The following is a 12,336-nucleotide window of genomic DNA, read 5'->3' as shown; positions in this document are numbered from 1 at the left end:
AAAATTAAAAGACAATACCTTAGGTTCTATATATTTTGCTCACGAACCAACTGATGGAAATGGTAGTGAACAATGGCATGAAATGATCGGTTCTAGAAGTAGTACTGCTTCTAACCCTTCAGATGGAATAGCACTTAATGAAAAGTTTAGTTATGCTATAAAAGTTGTTGGAGATATTTTAACGGTTACAATTTATAGAGAAGGTAAAGAGGATGTAGTAAAAACTGTAAATATGGTAAATAGTGGTTTTAATGTTAGTGGGCAATACATGTATTTTAAAGCAGGTGTTTATCATGTAAACAATTCTGGAGATGCAAATGATTATGCTCAGGTAACTTTTTATGCTTTAGAAAAAACACACACTACTAATTAAGAATTCTTAAAAAAGAAAGAAAAATAGTTCTTTATAAAAAGTTTATCCTACTAATTTACTATGGTAGTTGTATTTAATTATGTAAATTTGTTTAATGCTATCTAAAAAAACAAAATACGGAATTAAAGCGCTTACTTATCTAGCAAGATTAGAAGATAAAAATCCTGTACAAATTGCAACCATATCTAAAAGTGAAAACATTTCATTAAAATTTTTAGAAAGTATTCTTTTAAATCTTAAGAAAAATGGCTTTTTGGCTTCTAAAAAAGGAAAAGGTGGAGGTTACTATCTTTTAAAAGAACCTAATGAAATTCAAATGACAGATGTTATGAGAATTTTAGAAGGTCCTATCTCTATGATACCTTGTGTAAGTTTAAATTTCTACGAAAAATGCGAAGATTGTCCTGACGAAAATGCTTGTACAGTTCATAAATTGATGTCACAAGTTAGAGATAGTTCATTAAAAATTTTTAGAAATACAACTTTAGCAGACTTGTGTAATTGCTAAACCATAATTACTTTTCTTATTTCAATTCATTTTTTTTTATTACTAAATCCTTTTAGTAGTTGATTATTCATAAAAATTTCATCTTTTTTTTATTAATCTACTAATTCTATAGGGTTTGGGTAATTTTTAAGAATATAAATCGACTTCATATATAATTTTAATGTATGTTTGCATACCCTATTAAAGCAGTAGGGTAATTATTTGAATTAATTTTTTTTATGATTTTAAACCAAATCATTTTTAACAAAAAAGCACGAAGTAAGGGTTTTGAAGAAGATAAAAAGTCAGAAAAACCTTTACGTAGTGTAGTAAAAGCATTAAGTTGGCGAGTTGTAGGTACAATAGATACATTAATTGTTTCTTACATTTTAACTGGCGAAATTGCTTTAGCTACATCAATAGCTTCAGTAGATTTTTTAACAAAATTAGTTTTGTATTTCTTTCATGAAAGAATTTGGAACAAAATAAAATGGGGAAAATAATGAACCTAGATTTAGACAAAATAAACAACCAATTAAAAGATAAAAGTCCAGCAGAAATTATTTCTTGGGCAATTTCTTTTGCAAAAAAAGCAGTTATTACAACCAACTTTAGACCTTATGAAGTGGCTATTTTAAATGCAGTTACAGAAATAAAAAAAGACATTAAAGTAATTTGGTGCGATACCGGTTACAATACAGTGCAAACTTATAAACATGCAGAAGAAATTATAGAAAAGCTGAATTTAAATATTCACTTATATACACCAAAACAAACTGCAGCTCATAGAAATGTAGTTTTAGGAGTTCCATCAATAGAAGATCCTAAACATGTTCTTTTTACAGAGCAAGTTAAACTAGAGCCATTTGCAAGAGCAATGAAAGAGCATCAACCAGATGTTTGGTTCACAAATTTAAGAAAAGGTCAAACTGCTTTTAGAAATAGCATAGATGTTGTTTCTGTAAGTAAAGACGGAATTATAAAAGTAAGTCCTTTTTACAATAGTACAGATGAAGAGTTAGATACTTATTTAGTAGAAAAAAACTTACCAAATGAGTTTACATATTTCGATCCAACAAAAGTAGAAAGTAACAGAGAATGTGGCTTACACATCTAAAACAGAATTATGAGTAATAAAACAATACAAGTAGATGCTTTAGAAAGTGAAGCAATTTATATTTTTAGAGAAGTAGTAGCTCAGTTTGAAAAACCTGTGTTACTTTTTTCTGGAGGAAAAGACAGTATAACTTTAGTACGTTTAGCACAAAAAGCATTTTATCCTGCAAAAATTCCTTTTCCATTAATGCATATAGATACAGGTCATAACTTTCCAGAAACAATCGAATTTAGAGACAGATTAGTTAAAGAATTAGGTGTTGAATTAATTGTTAGAGATGTTCAAGATAACATCGATTCTGGTCGTGTAAAAGAAGAAACAGGTAGATATGCAAGCAGAAATATGTTGCAAACAGAAACGTTATTAGATGCAATTGAAGAGTTTGGTTTTGATGCATGTATTGGAGGTGCAAGACGTGATGAAGAAAAAGCAAGAGCAAAAGAAAGAATCTTTTCTGTAAGAGATGATTTTGGACAATGGGATGAAAAAAATCAGCGTCCAGAAGTATTTGATATGTTAAATGGAAAAATAGATTTAGGACAAAATGTGCGTGTTTTTCCAATTTCTAATTGGACAGAATTAGACGTTTGGTCTTATATAGAACAAGAAACAATTGAAATTCCATCAATATATTTTGCTCATAAAAGAAAAACATTTGTTAGAGATGGTATGATTTGGTCTGCAGATGATGCCGTAGTTTATAGAGATGAAGAAGAAGAAGTGGTAGAAAGAATGGTACGCTTTAGAACTGTAGGAGATATGAGTTGTACAGCAGCAGTATTATCAAATGCAGTAGATATAGCAAAAGTAGTAGAAGAAATTAGAGATTCCTCCATTTCCGAAAGAGGCGCAAGAATTGATGACAAACGTTCTGAAGCAGCCATGGAAAAGAGAAAACAACAAGGATATTTTTAAAATTATTTGGGCGTTTTAACGGGCTTTTCACTATATCTTTTTTTGAGAAAAACAAAAAAAGGATGTCGTTTCAATCCCTAACGCAACTATTTAAAAACGTTTTGCAAAGTTTTAAACTTTGTAATTATTAAAAAACGAATACAAACTAAGCTAAAAGCCAAAAGCTAATAGCAAACAGCTTATAAAATGAAAGTATTAAAAATAGCAACAGCAGGTAGTGTAGATGATGGTAAAAGTACCTTAATTGGTCGTATTTTATATGATACAAAATCATTAACAGATGATAAGTTAGAAGCCATAGAAGAAAAAAGTAGACAACGTGGTTTTGATTATTTAGACTTTTCTTTGGCAACAGACGGTTTAGTTGCAGAACGTGAACAAGGAATTACAATTGATGTAGCACATATTTATTTTTCTACACCAAGTAAAAGTTTCATTATTGCAGATACACCTGGTCATATAGAATACACAAGAAATATGGTAACAGGTGCTTCTACAGCACAAGCTTCTATTGTGTTAATTGATGCTAGAAACGGAGTTGTAGAACAAACATATCGTCATTTTTTTATCAATAATTTATTGAGAATTAAAGATGTTGTAATTGCTGTAAATAAAATGGATTTGGTTGATTTCTCTGAAGAAAAATTCAATCAAATTAAAGGAGAAATAGAATATTTAGCTAGTAAAAGTGAGTATAAAGGACAAAATTTAACGTTCATTCCTTTGTCTGCTTTACAAGGAGATAATGTTGTAGAAAAATCAAAAAATACACCTTGGTATAAAGGAGAAACATTAATGCATCATTTAGAAAGGTTAGAGCCAGAAGATATAAATGATGAATCTCAAACTCGTTTTCCTGTACAAACTGTTATCAGACCAAAAACTGAAGAATATCACGATTTTAGAGGGTATGCAGGTAAAATTTATGGAGGAGATTTAGCTGTTGGAGATGAAGTTGCTGTTTTACCATCACAAACAAAATCGAAAATTAAAACCATTAATTTTTTCGATAAGGAATACGAAACAGCTAAAAGAGGAAGCTCTGTAACTATTACTTTAGAAGATAATGTAAATGTAAGTAGAGGGGATATGTTGGTAAAAACAACAGAAGAACCAACAATTGCAAAACAATTAGATGCAACTATTTGTTGGATGGATAAAGAGCCTTTACAAGCATCACAAAAATATTATATTAAGCATGGTGTAAATGATGCTCAAGCAAAAATTACACAACTGTCTAGTATTATAAAAACAGATTTTTCTGGTAAAGAAGAAAATCCATCAGCATTAGAGTTAAATCAAATAGGAGAAATTCAACTAAAGTTAAGTAAATCACTAGCTTTTGATTCTTATAAAGACAATAAATCTAATGGATCTTTTATTTTAATCAATCCAAAAACGAACAATACAGTAGGAGTTGGTTTTATAAAATAAACCAATTCTCAACCAATCATCACAACCAATATAGATCATGCAGAGTTTTAGAACAGAAATAGAAAATCCTGTTGTAGAAAAAGACATTATTGAATTAGCAAATAAAATTGCAGCATTCAATAATCTACAAATAGATGAAGAAAAATTTAGAAGTTTACGTTTAGCTAGAGGAGTTTACGGTCAGCGTCAAGAAGGCGTACAAATGATTCGTATAAAATTACCTTATGGTAAAGTAAAAAGCAATCAATTACGCAGAATTTCTGAAGTTTCAGACGAATATTCTAGAGGAAGATTACATATTACTACACGTCAAGATATTCAAATTCATTATGTAGATTTAAATAGAACTCCAGAATTGTGGGCAGAATTAGAAAAAGATGATGTTACGTTACGTGAAGCTTGTGGAAATGTTGTAAGAAATGTAACAGCTTCTGAAACGGCGGGTATTGATGTTAATGAGCCTTTTGATGTTTCTCCTTATGCAGATGCATTGTATAAATTCTTTTTGCGTAACCCAATTTGTCAAGAAATGGGACGTAAATTTAAGGTTTCTTTTTCATCTACAGATGAAGATACAGGTTTGTCTTATTTACACGATTTAGGATATATTGCTAAAATACAAGATGGTGTTAGAGGTTTTAAAGTAATGGTTGCAGGAGGTTTAGGCTCTCAACCAAGACATGCAGAAACTTTATATGAGTTTTTACCATCAGACAAAATAATTCCAGTAATGGAAGGAGTTTTAAGAATTTTTGATCGATATGGTGAGCGTAAAAGTAGAGCCAAAGCTAGAATGAAATTTTTATTAAAAGATATCGGTTTAGAAGCTTTTAGAGATTTAATTGAGCAAGAACAAAATGCAATTGAATTAAAAACAGTTGAAATTGATGCGGATTCTTATGTAGCATCAACACCAGTTTCAGTTGAAGCTCCAAAAGTAGAAATTAAAGACCAAGCAGCTTTCGATTTGTGGAAATCAACAAACTTAATTCCTCAGAAACAAAAAGGTTTTATTGCAATAGGTATCAAAGTTTTATTAGGAGATTTTTATACAGACAAAGCAAGGTTGTTAGCAGATTTGGTAGATAATTATGCAGCCGGAGAAATTCGTTTAACTTTACGTCAGAATATTATAATTCCTTTTGTAAAAGAAGAGTTAGTGCCTTATTTCTATCAAGAATTAGAAAAATTAGGTTTTGTAGAAGCAGGATATAATAAAGCTGTAGATATTACAGCTTGCCCTGGTACAGATACATGTAATTTAGGAATTGCAAGTAGTACGGGTATTGCAGAAGAATTAGAAAGAGTAATTGCAGCAGAATATCCACAATATTTAAAAAACGAAGATCTTGTTATAAAAATTAGTGGTTGTATGAATGCGTGTGGGCAACACAATATGGCAAACATTGGTTTTCAAGGAATGACTGTTAGAACCCCAGATAAATTAGTTGCACCAGCGTTACAAGTTTTATTAGGTGGTGGTAATTTAGGTGATGGAAATGGAGCGTTTGCAGATAAAGTAGTAAAAGTACCAAGTAAAAGAGGTCCAGAAGCTTTGCGTAGAATTTTAAATGATTTTGATGCAAATTCAAATGGAAAACAATTTGTAGTGTATTATAAAGAAAAAGGAGAAAAGTATTTCTATGATTTCTTAAATGATTTACAAGATGTTTCTAATTTAACTCAAGAAGATTTTATTGATTGGGGAGAAGAAGAGAAGTATGTAAAAGCAATTGGAATTGGAGAGTGTGCAGGTGTTGTTATCGATTTAATTGCAACATTGTTTTTAGAAAGTGATGAAAAAATTGAAAACGCTAAAGAGGCTTTTGATAATAAAGTTTATTCAGGATCAATTTATTATGCATATCAATCTTTAGTAAACACCGCAAAAGCAATGTTATTGGCAGAAAATAAAAAAACAAATACACATGCAGGAATAATTAAACAATTTGATGAGTTATTTGTTGCTTCTGGCAAAATTGAGTTAAATAGATCTTTTAGTGAGTTAATTTATCAAATTAATAAAAACGCACCCACCAAAGAGTTTTGTTTGCAATATATTAATGATTCAGAGGAATTATTAAAGAAAGTTAGGAGTTTTAGAAAAGTAACCAATACTTTTGCTGAAAGCGCAATCTAAAAATTATGAAATTCAAAACACCAAAGTTAACAGTAGTAGGAGCTGGTCCTGGAGATATAGATTTAATCACAGTAAAAGCTATTAAGGTTTTAAGAACAGCAGATGTTGTTTTGTATGATGCTTTGGTTAATGAAGAATTGTTAGATTATATCAACCCAGAAGCAGAACAAATTTTTGTTGGAAAACGAAGAGGTTGTTATACATATCAACAAGAACAAATTAATGAACTAATTGTACAAAGAGCAAATTCTAGTGGGCATGTAGTTCGTTTAAAAGGTGGAGATCCTTTTATTTTTGGAAGAGGAGCAGAAGAAATGGAATATGCTGCAAATCTTGGATTAGAGGTTAATATTGTTCCAGGTATTTCGTCATCATTAGCTGTTGCTGCCTATCAAAACATACCGTTAACTAAACGCGGAAGTGCAGAAAGTTTTTGGGTAATTACAGGTACAACTAAAGATCATAAAATTTCTAACGATATTGAGTTTGCAGCAAAGTCAAATGCAACTGTAGTTGTTTTAATGGGAATGAGTAAGTTGCCTCAGATTGTAAAATTGTTTCAAGCTGAAGCTAAAAATAGTTTACCAGTAGCAATTATTCAAAGAGGAACAACTCCAAGAGAAAAAGTAGGAATTGGAACTGTAGATACTATAGAAAGTATCGTTGCTGAAAAGGAATTGAAAAATCCAGCAATTATTGTTTTAGGAGAAGTTGTTAAACACCGTCAAGCAATTTTAGATATTCAACAACAATTTGCAAACGATTTTAAGGGATAGTTTTATGGAAAGAAATAATTTATATCCTATTTTTTTAAAAACTAAAAACTTGCAAGTTTTAATTGTTGGTGGAGGTTTTGTGGCTGAAGAAAAATTGACTTTTTTGTTAAAATCTAGTCCAGATGCAAATGTAACAATGGTTTCTCCAATGTTTAGAGAAGGCACAAAAACATTAGCGAAAAAAGGGAATGTAAAATTTATCAATAAAAAATACAGTAAACGTTACTTAAAAGGAAAACACATTGTTGTAGCAACAACAGATATTCCTAAGGTAAATGAAACAGTATACAAACATTGTAGAAAGAGAAGTATTTTGGTTAATGTTGCTGATAATCCACCATATTGCGATTTTTATATGGGAGGTATTGTTACCAAAGGAAATGTAAAAGTGGCAATTTCTACAAACGGTAAATCACCAACAACAGCCAAAAGATTACGTCAATTTTTTGAGGAAGTAATTCCAGAAAATATAGATGATTTAGTTAAAAATTTAAACGAATACAGAAAAACCATCAAAGGAGACTTTGAGGAAAAAGTAGAAAAATTAAACGAATTCACAAAAAGTTTAGTTGAAAAAAAGTAGATTATGATTACAACAGATATACTAATTATTGGAGCAGGACCAACAGGATTATTCACAATTTTTGAAGCAGGTTTATTAAAATTAAAGTGTCATTTAATTGATGCATTACCACAACCTGGAGGACAATGTTCAGAGATTTATCCAAAGAAACCTATTTATGATATTCCTGCGTATCCAGAAATTTTAGCAGGAGATTTAACAGATAAATTGTTAGAGCAAACAAAACAGTTTGAGCCAGGTTTTACTTTAGGAGAAAGAGCAGAAACAATAGACAAACAAGAAGATGGTACTTTTATTGTTACAACAAATAAAGGAACAAAACATCATGCTAAAATTGTTGCAATTGCAGGTGGATTAGGTTCTTTCGAACCAAGAAAACCAAAAATTGAAAGCCTAGAAAAGTTTGAAGATAATGGAGTAGAATACATTATTAAAGAACCAGAATTATATAGAGATAAAAAAGTTGTAATTTCTGGAGGTGGAGATTCTGCTTTAGATTGGGCAATTTTCTTATCAGATGTTGCATCAGAAGTAACATTAATTCACAGAAGAAACGAATTTAGAGGAGCTTTAGATTCTGTAGAAAAAGTACAAGAATTAAAAAATGCAGGAAAAATTACAATGATAACTCCTGCAGAAGTAAAAGGAATTGTTGGTGATGATAAAGTTACTGGTGTTTCTGTAGAGAAAAAAGGTGAAGAACCTTTTACTATTGATACAGATCACTTTATTCCTTTATTCGGATTGTCTCCCAAATTAGGGCCAATTGCAAACTGGGGATTAGAAATCGAGAAAAACGCAATCAAGGTAAATAACGCTTTAGATTATCAAACAAATATTCCAGGAATTTATGCTATAGGAGATGTTAACACGTATCCAGGAAAATTAAAATTGATTCTTTGTGGTTTTCACGAAGCAACTTTAATGTGTCAAAGTGCCTATAAAAGAATCTTTCCAGATAAGAAGTATGTAATGAAATATACTACAGTTGGTGGTGTAGAAGGTTTCGATGGAACAAAAAAAGAAGCGCCAAAAGCAGTTGTAAAAGCAATTGAGTAATTTTTTAAGAAGCTATTTCCAGCTTTCAGCACTCGCTTTTTTGCATAAAAAAGCAAAAAGAGCTCAAACAAATGCTTCAATCTGGGCTAAACATGTCTGAAACTAATTGCTTTCTTGCAATGAATTGCGAATTTAAACCTTATTGGCTTTCTTGTTTATTTAAGAACAATCTAAGTATAAATTTGTTAGGTTTGTATAAATTTGCAGACAGCATAAATAAAAGAAAAATAGATGCAAGACATCAATATTAAAATAACAGATAGAAATGGTGAAACACATGAGATAGTTGCACCAACAGATATGGCAATGAACCTAATGGAAGTTGTTCGTTCTTACGAATTGGCAGAAGAAGGTACAATTGGTATTTGTGGAGGAATGGCTATGTGTGCTTCTTGTCAATGTTACGTAACTTCAGATACAGAATTACCAGAAATGTCAGAAGATGAAGATGCAATGTTAGCAGAAGCTTTTGATGTAGAAGATAATAGTAGATTAGGTTGTCAAATACAAATGACACCAGAAATGGAAGGTTTAGAAGTAACATTAGCACCAGAATCTTAGGGCTGTAAATGAAAGAAATAGAACAAATAGTTGCGTTTAAAAACTACAGCATGTGTTTAAGACATGCTGTAGGTGATTTTACCAAACAGTTAATTAATAATTTGTTTGATGTAAATCATTTAACCGAAAGTGGTCCAGAAACAAGAATAATGTTTCTAAAAATTTTAGATAGATTATCTGTTGAAAATGGACAAGAATTATGGAATCAATTTGAAGATTCTTTTATAACAATAAGACAAAGATTAGATTTAGATGCAGCAGCAGCAGAAAGAAATGATCCTGCTTGCAAAAGTTTAGAAGAAGTATATTTAGCGTATCCTGGGTTTTATGCAATAGCTGTTCATCGTTTAAGTCATAAATTATTAAAATTAGAAGTTCCTGTTTTACCAAGAATGATGAGCGAATTTGCACATAGTTCAACAGGTACAGATATTCATCCAGGAGCAGAAATCGGAGACTCTTTTTTTATAGATCATGCAACCGGAATTGTAATTGGTGAAACAACAGTAATTAAAGATAATGTACAAATTTTTCAAGGTGTAACTTTAGGAGGTATACAAGTAAAAAAGAGTTTAGCCTCTACAAAAAGACATCCAACCATAGAAAATGGAGTAACCATTTATGCAAATGCAACTATTTTAGGAGGTGATGTTGTAATAGGAGCAAATTCAGTAATAGGAGCAAATGTTTGCATAACAGATGCTATTCCAGAAAATTCAATAGTTACAGTACAATCAGAAAACAATATTTTTCAAAAAAAAAATTAGTATGAAAACCAAAAGTATTATTGATTTTGTTGGAAACACACCACTTGTTGAAGCACAAAATATTTTCAAAAAAGAAGGAGTTACTTTATTATTAAAACTAGAGGGTAATAACCCTGGAGGAAGTGTTAAAGATAGAGCTGCTTACTATATGATTTCTGAAGCAATTAAAAGAAAAAATATCAGAAAAGGAGATACTTTGGTAGAAGCTACTAGTGGAAATACGGGTATTGCTTTAGCTTTAATGGCAAAAGTTTTGGGTGTAAATATGGTAATTACAATGCCAGAAAACTCTACCATAGAAAGAGTAAAAACGATGCGTGCATATGGAGCAGAAGTAATATTAACTCCTGCAGAAAAAGGGATGGAAGGTGCAATAGATCATGCATTAAAATTAAAGTATAAAAAAGGATATTTTCGTTTAAATCAGTTTGATAATTTTGATAATCCTAAAGCACATTATAATACTACAGGACCAGAAATTTGGAGAGATACAGAAGGACAAGTAACTCACTTTGTATCTGCAATGGGAACAACAGGTACAATTACAGGCGTTTCGGATTATTTAAAAGAGAAAAACGAAGACATTACAATTATTGGAGCACAGCCTAAAGACGGGGCAAGAATTCCTGGAATTAGAAAATGGTCTGAAGAATATATGCCAGCTATCTTTAAAGCAAAGAAAGTAGACCAAGTTTTAGAGGTTAGTGAAGAAGAAGCTAGAGAAATGACTATTAAATTAGCGAATGAAGAAGGTATCTTTGCAGGAATGAGTAGTGGAGGTTCTGTTGCTACTGCTATAAAAGTAGCAAACTCAATAGATAAAGGTGTTGTAGTAGCTATTATTTGTGATAGAGGAGATCGCTATTTGTCATCAGATATCTTTCAATAAATTATAAAAACAAAAAAAAAGTTCGTTAATTTGCAACGAACTAGTTCATTATTTAATATTGTTATCAAGAAAGGTTGAGGGATTAGACCCAAGGAAACCTTGGCAACCCTTTTATGCTGAAATCTATTCAGTATCTAAAAGAAGGTGCTAATTTCTACTGGAAGAAAACAGAGAGATAACGGATAGAATACCAATCCTTCTTTTCCTGATAACAACAAAAATTAATTTTCAGGAATGTCAAATATTTACAAAGCTTTACAAGAAAGAATTTTGGTTTTAGATGGTGCTATGGGTACTATGCTACAAGCCTATAAATTCACGGAAGAAGATTTTAGAGGAGAACGCTTTAAAGACTATCCAACACCTTTACAAGGTAATAATGATTTACTATCAATCACGCAACCAGAAGCAATTAAAACCATTCATGGTAAATATTTTGAAGCAGGTGCAGATATTGTAGAAACCAATACTTTTTCTGGTACTACTATAGCTATGGCAGATTATCAGATGGAAGATTTAGTATATGAACTAAATTATCAATCTGCAAAAATAGCTAAAGAAGTAGCAGAAGAATTTACAGCCAAAGAACCACATAAACCGCGTTTTGTAGCAGGATCAATAGGACCAACAAACAGAACTGCAAGTATGTCTCCAGATGTAAATGATCCTGGTTATAGAGCAGTAACTTTTGATGAATTAAGAATTGCTTATAAACAACAGGTAGAAGCTTTAGTTGATGGTGGTGTAGATTTATTATTGGTAGAAACTGTATTTGATACTTTAAACGCAAAAGCAGCTTTGTTTGCTATTGAAGAAGTAAAAGATGAAAGGGGTATTGAAATGCCTACCATGTTAAGTGGAACAATTACAGATGCTTCAGGAAGAACTTTGTCTGGTCAAACAGCAGAAGCTTTTTTAATTTCAGTATCTCACATTCCATTGTTAACAGTTGGTTTTAATTGTGCATTAGGAGCCAATTTATTACAGCCACATTTAGAGGCAATTGCAGGTAAAACTAATTTCGGAATTTCTGCGCATCCAAATGCAGGATTACCAAATGCTTTTGGAGAATATGATGAAACTCCAGAAGAAATGGGAGCACAAATTGAAGAATATTTAAAGAAAGATTTAATCAATATAATTGGCGGATGTTGTGGAACAAGTCCAGAACACATTAGAGTAATTGCAAATATTGCAGCAAAATATAAACCACGTCATACTGAAACAATATAGAA

The 12,336-nt window shown here is 31.1% G+C and carries 14 protein-coding genes and 1 riboswitch; all 14 genes read left to right on the top strand.

Translation table 11 applies throughout. The features are described from left to right. A partial coding sequence (locus ABJG40_RS06655; RefSeq protein WP_348023798.1) for a polysaccharide lyase family 7 protein occupies positions 1 to 373 on the top strand: 373 nt, incomplete at its 5' end. A 94-nt stretch (positions 374 to 467) separates the two neighbouring features. Further along, positions 468 to 881, top strand: a complete 414-nt coding sequence (locus ABJG40_RS06650) for an Rrf2 family transcriptional regulator (protein ID WP_348023797.1) — start codon at positions 468 to 470, stop codon at positions 879 to 881. A gap of 218 nt (positions 882 to 1,099) precedes the next feature. Next, the gene (locus ABJG40_RS06645) at positions 1,100 to 1,363 is read left to right on the top strand and encodes a DUF2061 domain-containing protein (RefSeq protein ID WP_348023796.1); all 264 of its coding nucleotides are present in this window, start codon (positions 1,100 to 1,102) and stop codon (positions 1,361 to 1,363) included. Then, positions 1,363 to 1,977 (top strand): phosphoadenosine phosphosulfate reductase family protein, encoded by a 615-nt coding sequence (locus tag ABJG40_RS06640; protein ID WP_348023795.1) that lies wholly within the window; start codon positions 1,363 to 1,365, stop codon positions 1,975 to 1,977. The genes ABJG40_RS06645 and ABJG40_RS06640 overlap by 1 nt, the downstream gene beginning before the upstream one ends. A 9-nt stretch (positions 1,978 to 1,986) precedes the next feature. Beyond that, positions 1,987 to 2,892: a sulfate adenylyltransferase subunit CysD gene (gene cysD / locus ABJG40_RS06635; protein WP_348023794.1), complete on the top strand. Its 906-nt coding sequence runs from the start codon at positions 1,987 to 1,989 to the stop codon at positions 2,890 to 2,892. 186 nt (positions 2,893 to 3,078) lie between these two features. Further along, positions 3,079 to 4,326 carry a GTP-binding protein gene (locus ABJG40_RS06630; RefSeq protein ID WP_348023793.1) on the top strand — a complete coding sequence of 416 codons (1,248 nt, stop codon included), beginning with the start codon at positions 3,079 to 3,081 and terminating at the stop codon, positions 4,324 to 4,326. 37 nt (positions 4,327 to 4,363) lie between these two features. Further along, complete coding sequence (locus ABJG40_RS06625) at positions 4,364 to 6,466, top strand: HEPN domain-containing protein (protein ID WP_348023792.1); 2,103 nt, start codon at positions 4,364 to 4,366, stop codon at positions 6,464 to 6,466. A 5-nt stretch (positions 6,467 to 6,471) separates the two neighbouring features. Continuing rightward, the gene (cobA, locus tag ABJG40_RS06620; RefSeq protein ID WP_348023791.1) at positions 6,472 to 7,242 is read left to right on the top strand and encodes a uroporphyrinogen-III C-methyltransferase; all 771 of its coding nucleotides are present in this window, start codon (positions 6,472 to 6,474) and stop codon (positions 7,240 to 7,242) included. Positions 7,243 to 7,246: 4 nt separating this feature from the next. Further along, entirely contained in the window at positions 7,247 to 7,825 is a 579-nt protein-coding gene (locus ABJG40_RS06615; protein WP_348023790.1) for a bifunctional precorrin-2 dehydrogenase/sirohydrochlorin ferrochelatase, read from the top strand. 3 nt (positions 7,826 to 7,828) lie between these two features. Continuing rightward, the gene (locus tag ABJG40_RS06610; protein WP_348023789.1) at positions 7,829 to 8,884 is read left to right on the top strand and encodes an NAD(P)/FAD-dependent oxidoreductase; all 1,056 of its coding nucleotides are present in this window, start codon (positions 7,829 to 7,831) and stop codon (positions 8,882 to 8,884) included. 231 nt (positions 8,885 to 9,115) lie between these two features. Then, positions 9,116 to 9,445: a 2Fe-2S iron-sulfur cluster-binding protein gene (locus ABJG40_RS06605; RefSeq protein ID WP_348023788.1), complete on the top strand. Its 330-nt coding sequence runs from the start codon at positions 9,116 to 9,118 to the stop codon at positions 9,443 to 9,445. 8 nt (positions 9,446 to 9,453) lie between these two features. Further along, on the top strand, positions 9,454 to 10,212 hold the full coding sequence (gene epsC / locus ABJG40_RS06600) for a serine O-acetyltransferase EpsC (RefSeq protein WP_348023787.1): 759 nt from the start codon (positions 9,454 to 9,456) through the stop codon (positions 10,210 to 10,212). A gap of 1 nt (position 10,213) precedes the next feature. Continuing rightward, complete coding sequence (gene cysM, locus ABJG40_RS06595) at positions 10,214 to 11,101, top strand: cysteine synthase CysM (protein WP_348023786.1); 888 nt, start codon at positions 10,214 to 10,216, stop codon at positions 11,099 to 11,101. 58 nt (positions 11,102 to 11,159) lie between these two features. Continuing rightward, a riboswitch (SAM riboswitch) is annotated at positions 11,160 to 11,283 on the top strand. A 52-nt stretch (positions 11,284 to 11,335) separates the two neighbouring features. Then, a complete protein-coding gene (locus ABJG40_RS06590; RefSeq protein WP_348023785.1) occupies positions 11,336 to 12,334 on the top strand; it encodes a homocysteine S-methyltransferase family protein in 999 nt (332 codons plus the stop codon). The last annotated feature ends 2 nt before the right edge of the window (positions 12,335 to 12,336 follow it).

Origin of the sequence: Polaribacter sp., assembly GCF_039939415.1 — a bacterium.
Taxonomy (GTDB): Bacteria; Bacteroidota; Bacteroidia; order Flavobacteriales; family Flavobacteriaceae; genus Polaribacter.
Note: the sequence above shows the minus strand (reverse complement) of the source record. Positions and strands in the feature narration are given on the sequence as shown.

Excerpts from the sequence above, each read along its gene's own strand:
- ABJG40_RS06610 (WP_348023789.1), top strand. The coding sequence starts at position 7,829 with ATGATTACAACAGATATACTAATTATTGGAGCAGGACCAACAGGATTA.
- ABJG40_RS06590 (WP_348023785.1), top strand. The coding sequence starts at position 11,336 with ATGTCAAATATTTACAAAGCTTTACAAGAAAGAATTTTGGTTTTAGAT.
- cysD (WP_348023794.1), top strand. The coding sequence starts at position 1,987 with ATGAGTAATAAAACAATACAAGTAGATGCTTTAGAAAGTGAAGCAATT.
- ABJG40_RS06605 (WP_348023788.1), top strand. The coding sequence starts at position 9,116 with ATGCAAGACATCAATATTAAAATAACAGATAGAAATGGTGAAACACAT.
- cobA (WP_348023791.1), top strand. The coding sequence starts at position 6,472 with ATGAAATTCAAAACACCAAAGTTAACAGTAGTAGGAGCTGGTCCTGGA.
- ABJG40_RS06645 (WP_348023796.1), top strand. The coding sequence starts at position 1,100 with ATGATTTTAAACCAAATCATTTTTAACAAAAAAGCACGAAGTAAGGGT.
- ABJG40_RS06640 (WP_348023795.1), top strand. The coding sequence starts at position 1,363 with ATGAACCTAGATTTAGACAAAATAAACAACCAATTAAAAGATAAAAGT.
- ABJG40_RS06630 (WP_348023793.1), top strand. The coding sequence starts at position 3,079 with ATGAAAGTATTAAAAATAGCAACAGCAGGTAGTGTAGATGATGGTAAA.
- cysM (WP_348023786.1), top strand. The coding sequence starts at position 10,214 with ATGAAAACCAAAAGTATTATTGATTTTGTTGGAAACACACCACTTGTT.
- epsC (WP_348023787.1), top strand. The coding sequence starts at position 9,454 with ATGAAAGAAATAGAACAAATAGTTGCGTTTAAAAACTACAGCATGTGT.
- ABJG40_RS06625 (WP_348023792.1), top strand. The coding sequence starts at position 4,364 with ATGCAGAGTTTTAGAACAGAAATAGAAAATCCTGTTGTAGAAAAAGAC.
- ABJG40_RS06650 (WP_348023797.1), top strand. The coding sequence starts at position 468 with ATGCTATCTAAAAAAACAAAATACGGAATTAAAGCGCTTACTTATCTA.
- ABJG40_RS06615 (WP_348023790.1), top strand. The coding sequence starts at position 7,247 with ATGGAAAGAAATAATTTATATCCTATTTTTTTAAAAACTAAAAACTTG.